The sequence below is a fragment of the Amycolatopsis viridis genome (assembly GCF_011758765.1).
Classification (GTDB): Bacteria; Actinomycetota; Actinomycetes; order Mycobacteriales; family Pseudonocardiaceae; genus Amycolatopsis_E; species Amycolatopsis_E viridis.
In genome coordinates, this window is the sequence record NZ_JAANOU010000001.1 from 2,740,430 (window position 1) to 2,759,626 (window position 19,197).

Below are 19,197 nucleotides of genomic sequence, written 5' to 3' on the forward strand. Positions count from 1 at the left end.
CGGGGGAGGATGTGACCGAGCTGAGGAAACCGGCGGAACCGGAGCCGCTGCCGCTGCACCAGGAGGGCCCGGGGCTGACCCGGCGGCGCCTGGTGTCCGGGCTGGCCGGCGTGGTGATCGTGGCTGCGGCCTCGGGCGGTCTCGCCGGGCTGATCGGCGGCCGGATCGCGGGCCTGGTCGCGGCCGCCGTGGTGGGCCTGCCACTGCTGTGCGTCGTGGTGGGGAACGTGCGGCGCAGACTGTGGCTCACCGGCACCACCGTGGTGGTCCGCGTCTTCCGCACGCGCCGCGTCGATCTGGTGTCGGCGAGGCGGATCGACCTCCTGGTGACCGACGTGCGCGGCGCCCGCACGGTGAGCCTGCTGGTCGGCCCCGGGCAGCGGGGCCGGGCCGTCAAGATCGACCTGGCGGTCTACGCCGGGACCGGCGGGCGTGAACTGCCCGTCCTCACCCTCCGGCGGCTGGCTGATGCGCTGGCGGACAACATCGAATCCAACGGCCTGGTGTTCGCCGAGCTGCTGGTCGCGCAGCTGCGGGCGGAGGCCCGGGGCGCGGGGTTGTCCGAGCGGCCGCTGCACCAGCTGGTGTCCGCGGCACCGGCCGGCCGGATCGCGCAGCGGTTCACGATGGACGCGGTGAGCCGGTTCGTGGCGCGGCTGGGCTGACCGGGGGTTGCGCGCCGAGGCGCGCCTCGATGGCGGCCAGCTGCGCGCGGATGCCCTCCAGCTGGTAGACGATCTCCGGCAGCTCCTCCGCCGCGAAGGTCGCCAGCCGCTGCAGGTGGTCGGCCGCGTCGCGCAGTTCGCTGAGCACGGTCGCGATCCGCGGCAGGCTCGTCAGCGCGCGGACGGTCCGGGCCGCGGCTTCGGACACGTGCCGCGGCAGTGCGTGAACGACCAAGACCCCTCCCGGCAGGACCGCAACCGTGTGCCCGGTCTTCGTACCCCATCGGGACGGCCACGAGCGGGGCGGGGTGCGGGCCTGGGACTACTGATCGCTGCTGTGACTGATGTGGCTGCTGGGTTCCCGTGCGGCGATGAGCGCGGCCAGGACGGTGGTGACCGGCACGGCCGCGACGATGCCGACACTGCCGGCCAGCGTGCGCACGATCTCCTGTGCCACATCCTGCGAGCCGAGGATCGCGCCCAGGCCGACACCGGAGATCGACGAGTACAGCATCACCGGCAGCGCCGCACCGGCGTACGCCATGACCAGGGTGTTCACCGCCGAGCCCACGTGGTCGCGGCCGATCCGCAGCCCGGCCGAGTACAGCTCCCGCCAGTTCAGCGACGGGTTGGCGCGGCGCAGCTCCCACACCGCGCTGGTCTGGGTGACGGTGACGTCGTCGAGCACGCCGAGCGCGCCGATGACGACCCCGGCCAGCAGCAGTCCGCGGGCGTCCACGCCGTGCCCGAGCGACGCGATGAGCGTCGAGGTGCTGTCGTCCAGGCCGGTCAGCGAAGCGGCGGCGGAGAAGACCGCCGACAGCACGCCGATCAGCGCCAGGCTGGTGAGCGTGCCCAGCACGGCGACCGAGGTGCGTGCCGACAGGCCGTGCGTGAGGTACAGCGCGATGAACATGATCAGCCCGGCGCCCACGATCGCGACGAGCAGCGGGTTCTGCCCGGCCAGGATCGCCGGCAGCACGAACGCCACCAGCACCACGAAACTCAGCGCCAGCGCGCCGAGCGCGGCGAGGCCCTGCCACCGGCCGAGCACGACCACCGCCACCGCGAACAGCGCGGCGAGCACGGCGAGCGGGAAGCCGCGCTGGAAGTCGACCAGCTGGTAGGACGCCGGGTCGGCGGCGTCACCGCCGTTGTAGGCCAGCACGACGTGGTCACCGGCGCCGAACCGAGGGGTGCTGGGTTCGATCGGGGCCGTCAGCTCGACGGTGCGCCCGCTCGCCGGCCCGTCGGTGAGCGCGACCCGCGCCGTCAGGCACGGCTTGGCATCGGGGCCGGGCTGGTCCCCGACCTGCACCTGTCCGGCAGCGAGGCAGGGCCCCGAGGCGGCGGTGGTGATCGTGCCGTGCACCGGGGTGCCCTGGGAGATCGCCGAGGTGGGTTTCGCCTGGCCCCAGGGGTAGAGCAGCAGCATCCCGGCGACGGTGGCGACCGCGACCGGCGCCAGCAGCCAGGTCAGCAGCAGTTTGACCCGGCGGGACGCCGGTGGGGCGGGGGAGTGCCCATGCCCGTGCCCGTGACCGTGCCCGGTGGAGGGTGGCGTGGCGGGCCGGTGGCGCCGCGGGCGGGAGTCCGCGGTGGTCGACCGGCGGGCGCGGGCGGGTGCCGTCCCGGCGCCGGTGGCGCGAGCCGCGGGTGTGCCGGTGGTGTGCCCCGCGGTCCGTGGCCCCGCGGTCCGTGGCTCGGCGGGGCGTGCCTCGGCGGGGCGGCGGGGGCGGTCCGGCGACCCGGCCCGGCGCCCGGTGGGGTCGCTGTCGCTGCTACGACGGGCCGGCCGCGCCCGCCGCGGCGCCGGATCGGCAGCAGGCGGCCCGGGCACGCGGCGGATCGGGCCGGTCACCGCTGTGGGGTCGGGCTCGTCGTCGTGCTGCACCGCAACATGGTGCCGTCCGCGGCCCTCACTCCTCCGGGTGGGTCGGCGAACTCGTCCGGGAAACGGCGTAACAGGAACCGCCCTGGTCCGTCCTCACAGTGCAGAGCCAGCAGGGGACAGGAGGCCCATCGTGCACGCCGAAACGGTCGAGGAGCACCAGTTCGTCAGCCTGGACGGCTACGACGTCCCGGTCTTCTCGCGGTGGAGCTACACCACCGCCGATCCCTACGCGGTCACCTTGTCCTTCCGCGCCGACCGTGGCCGGTGGGTCGAGTGGTGCTTCGCCCGCGAACTCCTCGTCGCCGGGCTGGGCCGGCCCACGGGCGAGGGTGACGTGCGGATCCGGCCGGACCTGGCCGGCGGCGCCGACCAGCTGCTGATCGAGCTGGAGTCGCCGGACGGGTACGCCGTCGTCGAACTCGGCCGTGCGGGCGTGGCCCGGTTCGTCGCCTCCACGCACGCGCTCGTGCCGCTCGGCGCCGAGGGCGCCTTCGTCGACGTGGACGCGTTCATCGCGGAGGTCACCAAGGTCTGAGCCCGCGCGGTGCCCTGCCCGGACGAGGGCGCGGCCCTGCTGGGGATCGACGGCCGCATCAGGGTCCACAAGGGACGGACAACCACTCCTGCGGGCTCACGCCCAGCCGGATCCGGTCCTGCTGCTCCAGCAGCGTGTCCGGCCGGTGCAGAGTGCGATCCCGCGCCAGGTGGATCAATCCGAAGGCGCCGCGGGCGAAGCAGTTCAGCACCTCGTACTGCCCGGCCACCAGCTCACCCCGCGTGAGCCCGCCGCCGGGGTCCGGGGGCTCCGCGTCGACGCCCACTCACCGCAGGTTACGACACGACGGCGCTGCGTGGCTAGGACCGGGCGCGCAGGTAGGTGGGATCGGCGGCGGGAATGGCCGTGTCCGGCCGGCCGCCCAGGACCTGGCTCATCGCGGCGAAGTACGGCGGCGCCGCGACCGTGCCGCCGAACGCGCCGCGCCCGCAGGAGCCCAGGTGCACCGGTGTGCCGGGACAGATCTCCGCCGGGTGCGGGCCGTCGGCGAACACCATGGACGACACGGCGTAGTCGTCGACGCCGCCGATGAACGCCACCGACTCACTCTGCTGCGTGGTGCCCGTCTTGCCGAAGTCGGCGTGGTGCCACCCGGCCGCGGCCGCGGCCGCGGCGGACGTGCCCGAAATCGTGTCCTGGCTCAGCCCGTTCAGCAGCGTGTTGGCCAGCCCTGGTGGCACCACCTGCTCGCACGGCGGCTGTTTCACGGCGACGTCGTGGCCGTTGCGGTCGGTGACGGACAGGATCGGATCCGGCTGGCACCAGGTGCCACCGCTCATCAGCGTCGCCGACACGTTCGCCATCTCCAGCGGGCTCACCGGGCTGTTGCCGAGGGTGAACGACAGCTTGTTCTGGAAGTACTGCGACTGCGGCTCGCTGTACTGCGGGTTCGGCGACGACGGGTCCGGCTTCGCGCCCGCGTCGTTGGTGTTGAGGCTGGTGCGCAGACCCAGCCGGCGCGCCATGTCCAGTACCGCCGGCATGCCGACCCGCTGCTCCAGGTTGACGAAGGCGACGTTCGGCGACGTGGCGAGACCGTCGCGCAGCGAGATCGGGTTCGGGTAGTTCACGCCGTCGTTCTCCACGCAGTACTGCGGCGTGTACTGGTTGGCGCCGGGCTGGGTGAAGCACTCGCCGGCCTGGTTGGGCAGCAGCGTTTCCAGGCCCGCCTTGCCGGTCTCCAGCGCCGCCGCCGAGGTGAAGATCTTGAACGACGACCCGGCACCGAACACGTTGCTGGGGGCCGCGACGATGTTCGTCGACGTCTCGCCCTTGGCCGGATCGGTGCCGTAGTTGCGGTTGGCGACCATGGCGAGCACCTCGTGGCTGTTCTGCCCCGGCCGGACGACCGCGAAGGTGTTCGCCACGCCGTCCTGCGTGGTCGGCACGTTGGCCTCCACGGCCTGCTTGACGGCCCGGCTCACCAGCGGATCCATCGTCGTGCGGATGAGGTAGCCGCCGGTCTCCAGCTGGTCGGCGGTGAAGCCGGACTGGATGAGGTAGCTCTCGGCGTACTGGCAGAGGAACCCCGCATCCGGCGTGGAACCCAGGCAGGTGCTCGAGGGCACGTCCGGGCCGTCGGGCAGCACACCGAGCGGCGCGGCCTTCGCAGCGGCGCCGTCCGCCGGGGTCAGGGTCCTCGTGCTGACCATCGCGTCGATGACGACGTTGCGGCGCTGCGTGGCCTGCTCCGGATGCGTGTAGGGGTTGTACAGGCTGGGGTTGTTCACCATGCCGGCGAGCAGCGCGGCCTGCGGCACGGTCAGCTTGTCCGGCGTGGTGCCGAAGTAGGCGTGCGCGGCGGCGCCGACGCCGTAGACGTTGCCGGTGAACTCCACCACGTTCAGGTAGCCGCTGAGGATGTCGTCCTTGGACACCGTCTGTCCGAGCTGGACGGCGATCTTCGCCTCACGCAGCTTGCGCGCGATCGTGTCGGCCTGGTCGGCGAGCTGGTCGGCCCGGTTGTTCCGGTCCACGACGTTGATGAGGTAGTTCTTGACGTACTGCTGGGTGATCGTCGACCCGCCCTGGGTGCTGCCGCCGGAGGAGTCGTGCAGCGCGGCGCGGACCATGCCCTTCACGTCCACGCCGCCCTCGTCGTAGAACCGGCGGTCCTCGATCGAGATGATCGCCGCCTTCATCGCGGGGGAGATCTGGTTCGCGGTCACCGGGAGGCGGTACTGGTCGTACAGCGTCGCGATCGGGTTGCCGTCCCGGTCGGCCACCGTCGTCACCAAGGGCTGCTCGCTGTTCACCAGCGCTGCCGAGATCCCGTTCACGGAGTCGGCGACCTGGTTGGACAGCACCCCGGCGCCGAGCGCGACCGGAGCCACCACCCCGGCGACGAGGAGCCCGGCGAGCGCGCAGTAGCCGAGGAGCCGGGGCACACCACGAGACAGACGCACGCAACCCAGGATAACTCCGCCGCGGTGAATTGCCGGTTGCCGGAATTGTCTTTACCCGGTGTGGAAACAATCTTTGCTCACTGCGCCGGCACCCGGTCCGGGACCAGGCAGTCCCGCACGCCCGCGGCTCCGCGCCCGGCGAACGCCCACAGCGCGCTCGCGGTGCGCATCCCGCGCTCGCGGGTGAGCGGAGGCGGCGACGGGTAGCGCACCCGCAGCCCCCGTTCGGCGAACGGGCGCTCCGACAGGTACCTCGCCCCGCCCGGACCGCACAGGTACGTGCCGGCCCCGACCGCTGCGGTGAGGTCGGCCAGGCGCTCGGACCGGCCCTCGCGCGCGGCCAGCTCGCTGCTGTGCACCACCGCGCCCGGCCACCCCATCCGGTCGAGCATGGCACGCACCGACACCTCGGCCACCACCGCGAGCCGCTCGTGCAGCGCCAGCGCGGCGAGCACCTCGTCGACGATGCCCGCGGTCTCGGCCCAGTGCGGGCAGCGGCCGTAGTACTGCCGGATCAGCCGCGACATCGTGCGATGCGCCGCGGCGGGATCGGCCGGCCGCAGCTCGCGGATGCGGCTGGCCCGGCCGCGCGGCCGGTGCACCGGCACGGTCAGCCAGCGCTGGTCCTCGGGGTCGGCGGCCGCGGCCAGCCGCGCGCGGTGCTGGTAGTCGCGGCCGTTGAACTGCACGTCGTCGAGCACGACCCACACGTCGGCGCGGAACAGCTTGCCCAGTGTGGACAGTCTCGGGAAGAGATTCGGCTGGTGGACCGCGCAGGACAGCGTCTGGGGCACGGGCGGTATGGAATCACAGCATCCGGCTGCGGAATCCGGCATCCACCAGTCGCCGATACGCGGAATACACGAACGGGGGAATTTTCTGCGGAATTGCGAAACCCTTTCGCGGATATTCGATGAGGCGCTGGAAATCGCCCACGATCATGTCGATCAGCTCGGTGCCGTGCCGGGTCCGCAGCGCGTACTCGGTGAGCGACACCGGCGCCGAGGCGCACACCGGCTCCACCTCCGGCCACACCTTGCGCGTCGTGGCGAACGCGCGGCGCTCCATGTAGGGCATCGAGACCAGCATTAGCGAGGTCACCTCGACCCCCGCTGCGGCGAGGACCGCCCGGGACAGCGCGATGTTCTCACCCGTGTTGGCTGCGTGCGGCTCGACGAGGATCGCCTCACCGGGCACACCTAGTTCGAGCGCGCGCTCCCGGTAGTGCACGCTCTCGCCGCGCGGGAAGGCGTGCGCCGTTTCCCGGCTGTTGCCGCCGGTGAACACCACCACCGGGAACAGGCCCCGGTGGTAGAGCTCGGCCGCGTACGCGGCGACGCCGAGGTCGTGGCAGCCCAGCGCGACGGCCGCCGAGCACGGCTTCGGGCGGTGCCGCAGCCGGTGGAACTCCCACACCAGCTCGGCGTCGGCCCACACCCGGTCGAGCAGCACCTTCCGCATGACCGGGCTACCGGCACTCGGAACCGCGGCGGATGCCCTCGATGCTGCGCACCTGGTGCATGAGCCCGTAGCGGGCGGACAGGCGGGCGGTCCGGTCCAGCGTGGCGAGCCCGGAACCGGCGGTCGCGCTGTCGGACAGCAGGATGTGCGCGTGCGCGGTGTCCAGCCGCACCTGCTGCAGCGGGGTGTCGTCGACGCGGTGCGACAGCGCTACCTCGATCGCCCGCCCCGCCGCCGTCAGATCGCCCGCCCCGCGGTGGGCCAGCGCCAGTTTCTGGTGCGCGATCGACCAGTCCGCGGGCTCCTCGAGCCGCTCGAACGCGCGGATGGCCGGCACGATGTGGCGCGTCGCGGTCTCGTGCAGGCCGCGCTTGCTCAGCGCGGTGCCCACCCACAGCCGCGCGCGGGTGCGGTCGTGCGCGCTGAGCCGATCGTCGGTGGTCAGGCTCGTGTAGCGCGCCGCCGCCGACGCCAGCTGCCCGGACATCTCGGCGATGACGACGAGTTGCAGTTCCAGCTGGGCCACCCGGCGCGGGGACTTCAATTCGGTGAACACCCGCAGTGCCTGGCGGTAGACGGGTTCGGCGGACAACGGCCCGCGCAGTGCACCCTGGTCCTGCCGCACCTCCCCGAGCAGCCGCAGCGACCGGCCGTAGAGGTACAGACCCTGCGCATCGGAGCTGTCCGGCTGGAAGCGGCCCAGCCAGCGGCCCAGCAGAGTGCTCGCGAGGCGGAACTCCTGGCGTCCCAGGCAGGCGACGGTGCGGTCCAGGTCGTCGGTCCAGGCCTCGTAGTCGTGGCCGGGTGCCGGACCGCGCGCGGGGCCGGACTCGCGCGCCCCGGTCACCAGCACCTCGAACCGGGTCCGTGCGCCGTCGTCCGCCCTGGCCAGTGCGGTGTCCAGGATCGCCTGGGTGTCCGGGCGCGGGACCGTCGAGGTGCCACCGCTTTCCCACTTCGCGACGGTGCGCGCGGCGACACCGAGGTAGGCGGCGAAGCCGCGCACCGACAGGCGCAGGGCGTGCCGCAGCAACCGCGCCTCCCGTCCCGTCCACTGGTGGGCGGTAGCGGCTGCCGCAGGTCTGGTCCCGGCGCTCACACGATCAGGGTAACCACATCGGGGGCGCGCCAGGACACCGAAAGGGCAACGGTAGTTCGTTTCCGTCATGAGTTCGCTCGTTCAGGCTAGAGCGAGGCACCCGGCGCCGGGGCTGACTCCTTGTCCCGGGCCGACCCTCGGCGCCGGGTGCCGTGGCACGCCCTCCGGCAGCAGCTTTCCCCTGCCCACGCAGGGGAAAGCGCGCGCGCCGTCCGGACGGCGCACTACGATGGGGTGATGACCGGCATCTCCACGCCTGCCCGGAACACGTTCCGCGAGCAGCAGTGGCGGGAAGCGCACGACCGTTACCTCGAGTGCGCGCGGGAGGTGTTCGCCCGTCTCGGGTACCACGCCGCCACGGTCGCCGACATCGTCGCCACGGCCAACGGCAGCCGGGCCACCTTCTACGCGCACTTCCGCGACAAGGCCGACATCGCGGCCGCGCTGTTCGAGCGGATCCTGCCGGACACCGCGGCGCTGTACCGGATGCCGGCGCACTTCCCGGAGCTGACCCGGGCGCGGGTGCGCACCTGGCTGGACGAGCACGTGCTGGCGTTCTGGTCGCGGTACGCCGTGGAGATCGACGTCCTGACCCAGGCCGTCGCCGACGATCCGCGGGTCGCCGCCCGGCACTACCAGTGGGGTGTGGACGCTGCCCGCGAACTGGCGCCGTACCTGACACAGTGGACCGGCGAGCACGAGCAGGCTGGGCTGACCCGGGCGTTGTTGCTGGTGCTGCAACTGGAACAGGCGTGCTACCACTGGCTGATCCGGGGCGTCGGGCACGACCGGGCGCTGGTGCTGGACGTGCTCGCCGACGTGTGGTGGCGCGAGCTGACCTACCTGCGCACCGGCCCGTGACCGTCGTCCTCGATGGTGGCCTGGCCACCGAGCTGGAGGCGCGCGGGCACGACCTCTCCGACGCGTTGTGGTCGGCGCGGCTGCTGGCCGACGACCCGGACGCGATCGTCGCCGCGCACCGCGCGTTCTTCCGCGCCGGCGCCCAGGTCGCGACCACGGCCAGCTACCAGGCCAGTGTCGCCGGGTTCGCCGAGGCCGGCATCGCCCGCCAGGAGGCGGTCCGGTTGCTGCAGTTGAGTGTCGAACTCGCCCGGGAGGCGCGGGTGCGCGGTGACGAGCTGATCGCCGCGTCGATCGGGCCGTACGGCGCGACGCTCGCCGACGGCTCGGAATACCGCGGCCGCTACGGGCTTCGGATCGGCGAGCTGGTCGCGTTCCACCGGCCGCGTGCGGAGATCCTGGCCGCGGCCGGACCGGATCTGCTGGCCTGCGAGACGGTGCCCGATGTGGACGAAGCCGAGGCGATGCTGCTCGCCATCGAGGGGCTCGGCGTGCCCGCGTGGCTGTCCTACACGATCACCGGCGAGAGCACCCGCGCCGGCCAGCCGCTGACCGAGGCGTTCGCCGTGGCGCGGGGCAACGACCAGATCGTGGCGGTCGGCGTGAACTGCTGCGATCCCCGGGACGTCGCGGCGGCCGCCGGGATCGCGCGTGCGGCGAGCGGGAAACCGGTGATCGCCTACCCGAACAGCGGCGAGCGCTGGAACGGTCGGCGCTGGACCGGTACCTCCCGGTTCGCACCGGAGATGGTGCACGACTGGCTCGCCGCCGGCGCCGGCTACGTCGGAGGGTGCTGCCGGGTGGGACCGGAGGACATCGCGGCTCTGGCCGCGGCCGTCAGCGGGCCAGGAACGGAATCGCGACCAGGGTGAGATCACCGGCCAGTGCGGCCGGTGCCGCCGCCATCCGCATGCGTGACCACGACCCGTGCGGACCGCGCAGCGCGCCCATCCCGGCGAGGAACGACCCCTCCCCGAGTACCCCGAAGGCGGCCCAGCCCGGCCCGTACCGCCACCACAACCCGGATCCGAGCAGCGCGAGCCCGGCCGCGGTGATCAAGCACGAGACGACCAGCGTCCGCCGTGGACCGTGCCGCGCGCCCGGCGTGCCGACCCCGGTCCGGGCGTCGACGGCGTGGTCGGGCACCGAGAACCACGCCGTGCGGCCGAACCCGAGCACGCACAGCCCGGCCAGCACCGGCACCATCGACCCCTCCAGTTCCGGCCGCACCGCGAGGTACGACGCCAGCCCCGGCACCGCGAGGAACCCGGCCCCGAACACCGCGGGGCCGGCGAACCCGCGCCGCTTCAACCGCACCGGTTCCACGTTGTAGAGCACGTGCGCGACCACCACCGCGGCGATCACCAGCACCACCGCCCACCGCGCCAGCCACACCGCGACCACCGCTGCCAGGGCCAGCGCCGCCCCCGCCTCGGCCGCCACCCAGGCCATGATCCGGCCACGCCCGACCTTCCGCGCCGCGCCGGCCAGCCCGGCCTTGTCCGCATCCAGCTCGTCGGTCGGCATGTCGGCTGCGGTGTTCATCGCCAGCGCGGCCAGCAGTGCCAGCAACGTCGCGGCCACGGTCACCAGAACCGGCCCGTCGAGCAGGTGCCGCGGACCCGCGAACGCCGCACCCCAGCACGTGTAGGCCAGGTAGCTCACCGGCAGGGGGAAGTGCAGGCGGTGCACGGCCAGCACCTCGCGCCACCCCCTCAATCGCGGCATGCCACCACTTCCAGGCGCAGCCGCGACGACGGTGCCATCGCGTGTCCCCGCAACTCCGGCACACCGGCGCCGGGGTTGACGCACCGCAGTACCCGGCGCCGCAGCAGAGCGGCGACGATCATCCGGATCTCCAGCTGCCCGAGGCGGCTGCCGAGGCAGAACCGCGTGCCCCCACCGAACGGCAGATATCCCTCCGGGGTGCTGCGGCGGCCGAGGAACCGTGACGGGTCGAAGGTGTGCGGGTCCGGGAAGTACTCGGCCCGGTGGTGGGAGAGATAGATTCCGGGCGTGATCACCGTGCCGGCCGGCAGTGTCCGGCCCAGCAGGTCCACCGGTTCGGGCAGCGCCCGGTTCCCGGCCACCTCGACCGGCGGGTGCAGCCGCAGCACCTCGGAGATCACCGCCTGCAGCACCGGCACGTCCGCCGGGTCGGAACCGTCGCTGGTGGTCGAGGCGAGTTCGGACACCACGGCGTCGTGCAGATCCGGTCTGCGGGTGAGCCAGTACAGCGTCCACGCGGTGGCCGATGCGGTGGTCTCGTGCCCGGCGAACAGCAGCGACACCACCTGGTCACGCAACTCGTCGTCGGGCACCGGCCCGAGCGGGCCGTTCGCGCGCAACAGCGGCGCCAGCAGGCCGTCCGGGGCGGACCGCGCGGCGGCCACCAGCCGTGCGTCCAGGTCCGGGCCCGAGCGGGGCAGCCCGCCGCGCAGGAACCGGTACGCCAGCGTGCGGTGACGCGAGCCGAGTGCCCGGTCGAGCCAGGCCGTGACCTCCCGCAGCAGCACCGGATCCACCGCACCCAGGATCATCCGCCCGACGATGTCCAGGGCCAGCCGGCGTGTCCAGGCCGGGAGCCCGAACACGGTGCCCGCCGGTAACTCCTCGATCGCCGCGTCGATGGTGGCGGCGATCAGCCCGCGGCTGGCGGCGAGACGGCTGCCCCGCAGCGGCGCCCCGAGCACCTTTCGGTACGTCGCGTGGCGGGAGCCGTCGGCCCACAACAGCGATTTCGGTCCCAGCAACGGGTTCAGCGAGCGGCTGCCCGGGTGCCGCAGCCCCGCGTCCTGCCGGAACAGTCCGGTGAGCGCTTCGTGGTGCCACACCAGCAGCTTCGGCGCGGGACCGCCACGCACCTCCAGCATCCCGGCCGGGTCGTCGGCGTGTCTGTCCAGGAAGGACAGTGGAGCCAGGGTGAGCGCGAGTTCGACGCGGCGCATTCACGCCGTCCGTTCGGCCGGCGCCGGTTCGAGCTGCGTCAGCAGTGCCGCCACCTGGGGGCGGGTGCGGGCCAGGTACAGAGCCGCGATCCCCTCGGCCCGCACGATCCGGTCGGGGGTGTACAGATCCTTGTCGTGCCACAACGGGGGATGCGCCGCGTTCTCCGGCCAGGACAACAGGAACGCGCACCCGCGGGCGGCGGCCTCGTCCGCCCAGGGCGCACCGGCCCGGATGAGGACCTGGACGGCGTAAGCGGTCTCTTCGAAGGTGCCGGACCACCGGCCCCACGAGCCGTCCGGCCGCTGGGTCCGCGCGATCCACTGCAACGCCCGTGCGCGGGCCGCCGTGGCGTGCCCGCTCGCGGTCAGCGCGAGGAAGCAATGCGCGGTCGCGTAGTACGGCGACGCGTGCCACTTGTCGGTCCAGCTGCCGTCGGCGTGCTGCCGGCCGGCGACCCACCCGGCGAGGCGCCCGGTCACTTCGGACGGTCCGGCGGTGTGCAGCGCCTGCAGCACGTGGGCGTTCGTGGTGACCGAGGGGGTGCGTTCGTCGGGGTAGGTGCAGAAGTGCCGGTCCACCCGGTAGCAGTCGAGGCAGTCCAGCGGGACCGCCCTGCCGTGCGCCGCCAGCGCGCGCAGCGTCGTGGCGGTGTCGTCGGCGTCCGGGGGCAGGCCGGCACCGCCCGCGGCGCCGTCCGCCCCGACCGCGGCGGACAGCCCGTCGAGCACCTCCCCGGGCACGGCGATCCGCAGGCCCGCCCCGGCGAACGCGGACAGCACCCAGGACCGTTCGAACACCGTCAGCGGGGCGGCCACCGGGACCGCACCGCCGTGGCGGGCCTGGATGTTCTCCAGGTACCGCGCCCCGGGGCCGGTGACGATGCCCCCGAGCCAGGCGGCCGTGGCGGCGGGGGAGCAGCCCAGCCCGTGCGGATCCGGACGGACCGGACCGGCGCCGTGCACCGCCGCACCCAGGGCCTCCAGCGAGTGCAGGATCTTTTCCGGCAGCGGCCGCCCGTCCGCGGCCAGGCGGCGCAGTCCGTCCAGCACGTCGGGCCGGGTACCCGGCGGGTGCGGCAGGCGGCGCCCGGCGGTCAGCGCGATGCCGTCGGCCGCGAGCGCGTCCAGGTGCGCGTTGACCGCGGACACCAGCGACGGCACCAGGATCTCCACCGCGACGGTGTCCGGCAGCTCGACGCGCAGCTCCGGGCCCCACCGCGTGGCGAGTGACCGCAGCCCCCGCTGGGCTGCGGCCAGGACCGGGGACGCGCGGCCGCGGCGGAACTCGGTCAGCAGCGCTTCCGTCGCGCTCAGCGTGGGCAGCAGGCCGTAGCCCTCCGGGCCGCCCCAGCTGCCGTCCGGTGCCTGCTGGGTCAGCAGGAACGCGACCCGGTTGGCGTGCCCGGCCAGGTCCGGGATCAGGGTGACCAGGCGGGCGGTCTCGTAGACGGACGGGGAGAAGTCCCCGTCCGGATCCGAGGCCATGGCGTGCACCAGGTGCTGTGCCAGCTCGGCGAGGTCGGCGGTCATGGGCGGTCCCCCGTGGTTCAGCGGTGGCGATGATCACGCTCCGCATACCGGCCGTGACAATGAGGAGATCGAATCTAGCAGCTTTGAACAATGTTTTACAGGGGGTTCGCTCGGGTGGCCCAGTAGCCCGGTGGAAGTAAGCCTGTCGGCGGGATGGATCGCGGCCCTCGCTACGTTGAGTGTCGAGGAGAGGTGGCCAGACAGGCAGGAGGCTGTGGTGTTCGATCCGACGGATCTCTACGAGGTGGACTCGGAGCTCCCGGAGTTGAGCGGTGCGGTGCTGCTGCACCAGCTCGACGGCTTCATGGACGCCGGCCAGGCCGGGGCGCTGGTCAGCGAGCACCTCCGGTCGAACTGGGACAACCGGGTGGTGGCGCGCTTCGACGTGGACCGGCTGCTCGACTACCGGGCGCGGCGGCCGGTGATGACGTTCGACACCGACCACTGGGCGAGCTACGACACCCCGGAGCTGGCGGTGCGGCTCTTCCACGACGAGGCCGGCACGCCCTTCCTGTTGTTGAGCGGGCCGGAGCCGGACGGGTTGTGGGAGCGCTACGCCGCGGCGGTGCGGTCGCTCGTGGAGCGGTGGGACCTGCGGATGACGGTGTCGTTCCACGGGATCCCGATGGGCGCGCCGCACACGCGCCCGCTCGGGGTGACCGCGCACGCCACGCGGCGCGACCTGATCGGCGACTACGAGCCGGTGCTCAACCGGCTGGAGGTACCGGGCAGCGCCCTCAACCTGACCGAATACCGCCTCGGGCGGGCCGGGCACGACGCGGTCGGGTTCGCCGCGCACGTGCCGCACTACCTCGCGCAGTCGCGGTACCCGGCCGCCGCGCTGACCGTGCTGGGCTCGATCACGCGGCTGGCGGGCCTGTCGCTGCCGGACGAGGCCCTGCGGGCGGCCTCCCGGCGCACCGACGCCGAGATCGCCCGGCAGGTGGCCGAGTCGGACGAGGTGGCCGAGGTCGTGCACGCGCTGGAGCGGCAGTACGACCTGTTCGTCGAGGCGATGGACGGCAAGAAGACCCTGCTCGCCGACGAGGGCTCGATGCCCACGGCCGAGGAGCTGGGCGCGGAGTTCGAACGCTTCCTGGCCGAGCAGGATCGCCGCGAGTAACCCGCGCGGGCTCGCCGGGTGCTACGGCAGGCGGTGGGGCGCGCGCCTGGGTGCGTGCCGCGGCCAGCCGGGCTCCGGTGTGCCGGTCCGGGCGAAGGACAGCCACGCCGCCCGCAGCGTCCGGCCCGTCTCGGTCACGGTGCTCCACTCGGCGCCCGCCAGCATCGGCGCGTCCCGCCAGGCGGCTTCGTCGCCGAGCAGGAACGGCAGCTCGATGCAGTGCCCGGCGCCGAACACCGACTCCGGTGCGGCCCAGTCGAACACGTAGCTGTACACCCGTCCGCCGCGCGCGGCGAGCTGGTCGGCGAACGCGCGGGAGGGCCCGGCGAACATCCAGCGCGTGACGCCGGCCTTGACCGCCGCCACCGCGCGCGCGGTGACCGGGAACCGGTCCAGCTGCGCGATCCCCGGCTTGCCGGTGAGGAACGAGTTCATCTCCGCCGCCGTGGTGCCGATCAGCACGTCCACCTCCGGTGCGAACCGGGCGCGCTGCGACAGCCAGTGCGCCACGCTCGGCAGCGGCGGCGCGTCGGCCACCGGGCAGAACGGCGGCACCGAGTACAACCCGCCCGGGCCGGCCGCGCGCACGACGGTCGCCACCTGCGCGCGGAGGATCTCCGCGACCGGCGCGGTGCGCGGATCCGTCCCCAGCGCCGCGGTGAACAACCGCGCGGTGCGGGCGGCCGTGCGGGCACCCGCCAGGCGCAGGCCCAGCGGCGCGCTCTGCAGGATCGCCCGCCGGAACAGGCCGCGCGCCTGCGGCAGCGCCATCAGGCACGCGATGGAGTGCGCGCCGGCGGACTGCCCGAACACCGTCACGTCGTCCGGATCGCCGCCGAACGCCGCCGCGTTGTCCCGCACCCAGCGCAGCGCGGCGAGCTGGTCGAGCAGCCCGAGGTTGCCCGGGGACACCCCGGGCAGGTGCAGGTACCCGAGCGCGCCGAGCCGGTAGTTGGGCGCCACGAACACCACGTCGCCCTCGGCGGCCAGCCGGTGCCCGCCGTAGAACCCGAACGAGTTCGCCCCGGTGACGTACGCGCCGCCGTGCAGCCACACCATGACCGGCCGCTTGCGGTCGTCGGCCGCGGGCGTGACGACCGTGAGGTTCAGGCACTCCTCGTCCTGCTCCGGCAGGTCCGCGGGCACCCCCAGGGCACCGTCCGGGCGCACCGGCGGTTGCGGGCTCACCGGGCCGTGCCGGGTGGCGTCGCGGACCCCGGTCCACGGCTCGACCGGCTCGGGCGGGGCGAACCGGGGCGCGCGGGCGAAAGGCACGCCCCGGAACTCGGCGAGACCGTCGCGGGTGACGAATCCGCGAAGCTTGCCGCCCCCGGCGGCCACCACGGTGTCCACTCCACCACTGTAACGGCGCCCGGTGTCGCATGATCGTGTCGCGGCGGGCGCCGGAGTTGCCCCGCGCCGGGAGCGGCACCACGCTGGAGTGACCTCAGCAGCCGACGAGGGCAGGGTGGGCACGATGACGAGCACGGTCGAGCCGGACGTCCGGACGGGCACCGAACTGGCGTACCTGGCGGGGTTCGGCAACGAGCACCACAGCGAGGCGGTTCCCGGTGCGCTGCCGGTCGGGCGCAACTCCCCGCAGCGCGCCCCGCTCGGGCTGTACGCGGAGCAGCACAGCGGCACGGCCTTCACCGAACCGCGGGCGCACAACCGGCGCAGCTGGGTGTACCGCATCCGGCCCTCGGCTGCGCACCCGCCGTTCCACCCGGTCGAGCACCCGGCCCTGCGCAGCGCGCCGGTCCCCGGTGGCCTGCCGGACCCGAACCGGATGCGGTGGGACCCGGTGCCCTTCCCCGGCGAGCCGGCCGACTTCGTCGACGGTCTCTACACCGTCGGCGCCACCGGCGACGTCCTGCAGCGCGCGGGCATCGGCATCCACGTCTACCGCGCGAACCGCAGCATGACCGACCGCTGTTTCGTCGACGCCGACGGGGAACTGCTCCTGGTGCCGGAGCTCGGCGGCCTGCTGCTGCACACCGAGTACGGCAGGTTGCGCGTGGAACCGGGGGAGATCGCGGTGATCGGCCGTGGCGTGCGGTTCCGGGCCGACCTGCTCGACGAGAAGGCGCGCGGCTACGTGTGCGAGAACTACGGGCAGCCGTTCACCCTGCCCGAACTCGGGCCGATCGGCGCCAACGGCCTGGCCAACGCGCGCGACTTCCTCTACCCGGTCGCGGCGTTCGAGGACCGGGAGACCACCACGGAGGTGGTGCAGAAGTTCGGCGGGCGGCTGTGGGCGGCCGAATACGACCACTCACCGTTGGACGTGGTGGCCTGGCACGGCAACCACGCCGCGTACAAGTACGACACCGCGCGGTTCGCCGTGATGGGCACGGTCAGCTTCGACCACCCCGACCCGTCCATCTACACGGTGCTCACGTCGCCGTCGGAGCTGCCCGGACAGGCCAATGCGGACTTCGTGATCTTCGCGCCGCGCTGGCTCGTCGGCGAGGACACCTTCCGCCCGCCCTGGTACCACCGGAATGTGATGAGCGAGTTCATGGGCCTGGTCAAGGGCGCCTACGACGCCAAGGCCGAGGGGTTCGTGCCGGGCGGGGCGAGCCTGCACAACATGTGGTCGGCCCACGGCCCGGATGCGGCCACTTACGAGAAGGCGAGCACGCAGGAGCTGGTGCCGCAGAAGATCGGCGACACGCTCGCGTTCATGTTCGAGACCCGGTGGCCGGTGGTGACCACGGACTTCGCGGCGTCGGCCGCGCACCGGCAACCCGGGTACGACGAGGTGTGGCGCGGCATCCGGCGTGAGTTCACCCGGTGATCACGGCTCGGTGCGGTGGCCTTCGCCCGCCGGCCGGCCACTGAGGCCCTCCGACCCTCGCCGCGGGACCGGCGGCGCCGTTACGGTCGCCGGAGAACTTCGCGGAGGAGGTGTTCCGATGCCGTTCACCGACCGCAGGGACGCCGGGCGCCGCCTCGCGGCGCGACTGGACCGGTGGCGGAGCCGGGACGTGGTGGTCCTGGCGATCCCGCGCGGCGGGGTGCCGGTCGGGTTCGAGGTGGCCGGGGCGCTCGGCGCGCCGCTCGACGTCGTCCTGGTGCGGAAACTGGGGTTGCCGTTCCAGCCGGAGCTCGCGCTGGGTGCGATCGGCGAGGGCGGGTTGCGGGTGGCCGATGCGGATCTGGTGCGGCGGCTCGGCGTCAGCGCCGCCGACCTGGCCGCGGTGGAGGCGGCGGAACGGTCCGAATTGGAGCGTCGCGCCGCGAGGTTCCGGGCCGGCCGGGAGCGGGTGTCGCCGGCCGGGCGCACCGCGATCGTGGTCGACGACGGGCTGGCGACCGGATCCACTGCGCGGGTGGCGGTGACCGCGGCGCGCGCGGCCGGCGCGGCGCGGGTGGTGGTGGCGGTGCCGGTCGGGGCGGCGCAGGCGGTGGCGGCGCTGCGCACCGGCGCAGGAGGCGCAGCAGGCCCAGAAGGTGCCGATGACGTGGTGTGCCTGGAGTGCCCGCCGGAGTTCACGGCGGTGGGGCAGTGGTACGCGGACTTCACGCAGACCCCGGACGAGGAGGTGACGCGGCTGCTGGCCGGTGAGGACTGCGTCTCCGGCCGGGCACCCGGCGACGAGGACGTCACCGTGTTCGCCGGGGCGGTGCCGCTCGCCGGGCGGTTGACCGTGCCGGAGCGGGCGGGGGGAGTCGTGGTGTTCGCGCACGGCAGCGGCAGCGAGCGGTACAGCCCGCGCGCCCGGTCGGCCGCGGACACGCTGCACCGCGCCGGGATCGCGACGCTGCTGGTGGACCTGCTCACGCCGACCGAGGAGGCCGACCGGGCCCGCTTGTTCGCGGTGGAGCTGCTGGCGAACCGGCTGGTGGAGGTGACGCGCTGGGTGCGGGCCCGGACCGGGCTGCCGGTCGGCTACTTCGGCACCGGCACGGGCGCCGCGGCGGCCCTGTGCGCGGCGACGGACTACCGGGTGGAGGTGGCCGCCGTGGTGGCGCGCGGCGGGCGGCCCGATCTGGCGGGCAAGCGCCTGGGCTGGGTGCGGACGCCGACCCTGCTCATCGCGGGTGCGCAGGACACCGCGCTGCGCGAGCTGCACCGGGACACGTGTGCCCGGCTGTCCGGTGAGGCTCGGCTGGCGGTCGTTCCCGGCGCCACCCAGCTGTTCGAGGAACCCGGTGCGCTGGATGCCGCGGCCTGTCTCGCGCGCGACTGGTACCGGGAGCATCTGACCCCGGTCCCGGTCCAGCGGGCCGCCGGGCGGCATCTGCCGCGGTGATGAACCCCACGCGTGCGGCGGGTCGTCCGGTACTGCCGACGGCCAGCGGTTTTCCCGGCGGCACGATGGTCCAGTGTGGACGATCGAATTTTCCCGGGTGCCGCCCGGCGTGTCGGCTTGCTGTCGTCGAACAGGTGTTCTACTGTGCGCCGTGACCGGTCGGGGAGTGACGGGTCACCACGCACGACAGCAGGGGAGAACCGATGGCCTACAAGATCACGCACGTGTCCCGGGCGCAGGAGATCCGGTTCCCGACCCAGGCGGCGGCCGAGCACTACGCCGACCGGCTCGGTGGCGGCCTGGACAAGTGGCGGGTTCGCGAGGCCGGCGCCGGAGCGGCGGCCCCGGCCCGGCTGCCGGAGCCCGCGAACCGCGGCTGATCACGGGCGCGGGGAG

Annotated in this window: 19 protein-coding genes; 8 read left to right on the plus strand and 11 right to left on the minus strand. The window is 73.6% G+C overall.

Annotated features, from left to right (window positions below; translation table 11 throughout):
- The first annotated feature begins 11 nt into the window (after nt 1-11).
- Nucleotides 12-665, plus strand: coding sequence for a hypothetical protein (locus FHX46_RS13530; RefSeq protein ID WP_167113998.1), 654 nt, complete (start codon nt 12-14; stop codon nt 663-665).
- Here FHX46_RS13530 and FHX46_RS13535 read toward each other — a convergent pair.
- Nucleotides 622-900, minus strand: coding sequence for a hypothetical protein (locus FHX46_RS13535; protein WP_167114001.1), 279 nt, complete (start codon nt 898-900; stop codon nt 622-624). The two genes, FHX46_RS13530 and FHX46_RS13535, sit on opposite strands and share 44 nt — an antisense overlap.
- An 87-nt stretch (nt 901-987) precedes the next feature.
- Nucleotides 988-2,559, minus strand: coding sequence for a YibE/F family protein (locus FHX46_RS13540; protein WP_313886121.1), 1,572 nt, complete (start codon nt 2,557-2,559; stop codon nt 988-990).
- Between the two features lie 130 nt (nt 2,560-2,689).
- On the opposite strand from FHX46_RS13540, the gene FHX46_RS13545 reads away from it, so the two are divergent.
- Entirely contained in the window at nt 2,690-3,094 is a 405-nt protein-coding gene (locus FHX46_RS13545; RefSeq protein ID WP_167114004.1) for an SsgA family sporulation/cell division regulator, read from the plus strand.
- Nucleotides 3,095-3,152: 58 nt separating this feature from the next.
- Here FHX46_RS13545 and FHX46_RS13550 read toward each other — a convergent pair whose 3' ends face one another.
- The 5 genes from FHX46_RS13550 to FHX46_RS13570 form a co-directional block, all read right to left on the minus strand.
- Complete coding sequence (locus tag FHX46_RS13550) at nt 3,153-3,380, minus strand: hypothetical protein (protein ID WP_167114006.1); 228 nt, start codon at nt 3,378-3,380, stop codon at nt 3,153-3,155.
- 34 nt (nt 3,381-3,414) lie between these two features.
- Nucleotides 3,415-5,520: a transglycosylase domain-containing protein gene (locus FHX46_RS13555; RefSeq protein ID WP_167114010.1), complete on the minus strand. Its 2,106-nt coding sequence runs from the start codon at nt 5,518-5,520 to the stop codon at nt 3,415-3,417.
- A 77-nt stretch (nt 5,521-5,597) separates the two neighbouring features.
- Entirely contained in the window at nt 5,598-6,314 is a 717-nt protein-coding gene (locus FHX46_RS13560) for a WbqC family protein (protein WP_313886122.1), read from the minus strand.
- 13 nt (nt 6,315-6,327) lie between these two features.
- On the minus strand, nt 6,328-6,981 hold the full coding sequence (locus FHX46_RS13565) for a YdcF family protein (RefSeq protein ID WP_167114016.1): 654 nt from the start codon (nt 6,979-6,981) through the stop codon (nt 6,328-6,330).
- A 7-nt stretch (nt 6,982-6,988) separates the two neighbouring features.
- Complete coding sequence (locus tag FHX46_RS13570; protein ID WP_167114019.1) at nt 6,989-8,080, minus strand: helix-turn-helix domain-containing protein; 1,092 nt, start codon at nt 8,078-8,080, stop codon at nt 6,989-6,991.
- A 237-nt stretch (nt 8,081-8,317) separates the two neighbouring features.
- Between FHX46_RS13570 and FHX46_RS13575 the strand changes: the two genes are divergently transcribed.
- Nucleotides 8,318-8,941, plus strand: a complete 624-nt coding sequence (locus FHX46_RS13575; RefSeq protein ID WP_167114022.1) for a TetR/AcrR family transcriptional regulator — start codon at nt 8,318-8,320, stop codon at nt 8,939-8,941.
- Nucleotides 8,938-9,813, plus strand: a complete 876-nt coding sequence (gene mmuM / locus FHX46_RS13580) for a homocysteine S-methyltransferase (protein WP_167114025.1) — start codon at nt 8,938-8,940, stop codon at nt 9,811-9,813. Before FHX46_RS13575 ends, mmuM begins: the two co-directional genes overlap by 4 nt.
- Here mmuM and FHX46_RS13585 read toward each other — a convergent pair.
- From FHX46_RS13585 to FHX46_RS13595, 3 genes are read right to left on the minus strand one after another with little or no spacing between them, the layout of a single operon-like run.
- Nucleotides 9,779-10,669: a UbiA family prenyltransferase gene (locus FHX46_RS13585; RefSeq protein ID WP_167114028.1), complete on the minus strand. Its 891-nt coding sequence runs from the start codon at nt 10,667-10,669 to the stop codon at nt 9,779-9,781. The genes mmuM and FHX46_RS13585 overlap by 35 nt on opposite strands.
- Complete coding sequence (locus tag FHX46_RS13590; RefSeq protein WP_167114031.1) at nt 10,657-11,889, minus strand: cytochrome P450; 1,233 nt, start codon at nt 11,887-11,889, stop codon at nt 10,657-10,659. The genes FHX46_RS13585 and FHX46_RS13590 overlap by 13 nt, the downstream gene beginning before the upstream one ends.
- Entirely contained in the window at nt 11,890-13,419 is a 1,530-nt protein-coding gene (locus FHX46_RS13595; protein WP_167114034.1) for a prenyltransferase/squalene oxidase repeat-containing protein, read from the minus strand.
- A 214-nt stretch (nt 13,420-13,633) separates the two neighbouring features.
- On the opposite strand from FHX46_RS13595, the gene FHX46_RS13600 reads away from it, so the two are divergent.
- Complete coding sequence (locus FHX46_RS13600) at nt 13,634-14,542, plus strand: proteasome assembly chaperone family protein (RefSeq protein WP_167114041.1); 909 nt, start codon at nt 13,634-13,636, stop codon at nt 14,540-14,542.
- Between the two features lie 21 nt (nt 14,543-14,563).
- Here FHX46_RS13600 and FHX46_RS13605 read toward each other — a convergent pair whose 3' ends face one another.
- Nucleotides 14,564-15,895 (minus strand): carboxylesterase/lipase family protein, encoded by a 1,332-nt coding sequence (locus tag FHX46_RS13605; RefSeq protein WP_167114044.1) that lies wholly within the window; start codon nt 15,893-15,895, stop codon nt 14,564-14,566.
- A gap of 124 nt (nt 15,896-16,019) precedes the next feature.
- On the opposite strand from FHX46_RS13605, the gene hmgA reads away from it, so the two are divergent.
- The 3 genes from hmgA to FHX46_RS13620 all read left to right on the plus strand — a co-directional run bounded on the left by hmgA (nt 16,020) and on the right by FHX46_RS13620 (nt 19,181).
- Complete coding sequence (hmgA, locus tag FHX46_RS13610) at nt 16,020-17,342, plus strand: homogentisate 1,2-dioxygenase (protein WP_167114048.1); 1,323 nt, start codon at nt 16,020-16,022, stop codon at nt 17,340-17,342.
- Nucleotides 17,343-17,460: 118 nt separating this feature from the next.
- Nucleotides 17,461-18,801: a phosphoribosyltransferase family protein gene (locus FHX46_RS13615; RefSeq protein WP_167114050.1), complete on the plus strand. Its 1,341-nt coding sequence runs from the start codon at nt 17,461-17,463 to the stop codon at nt 18,799-18,801.
- Between the two features lie 203 nt (nt 18,802-19,004).
- Nucleotides 19,005-19,181, plus strand: a complete 177-nt coding sequence (locus tag FHX46_RS13620) for a hypothetical protein (RefSeq protein WP_167114053.1) — start codon at nt 19,005-19,007, stop codon at nt 19,179-19,181.
- Nucleotides 19,182-19,197 lie beyond the last annotated feature (16 nt).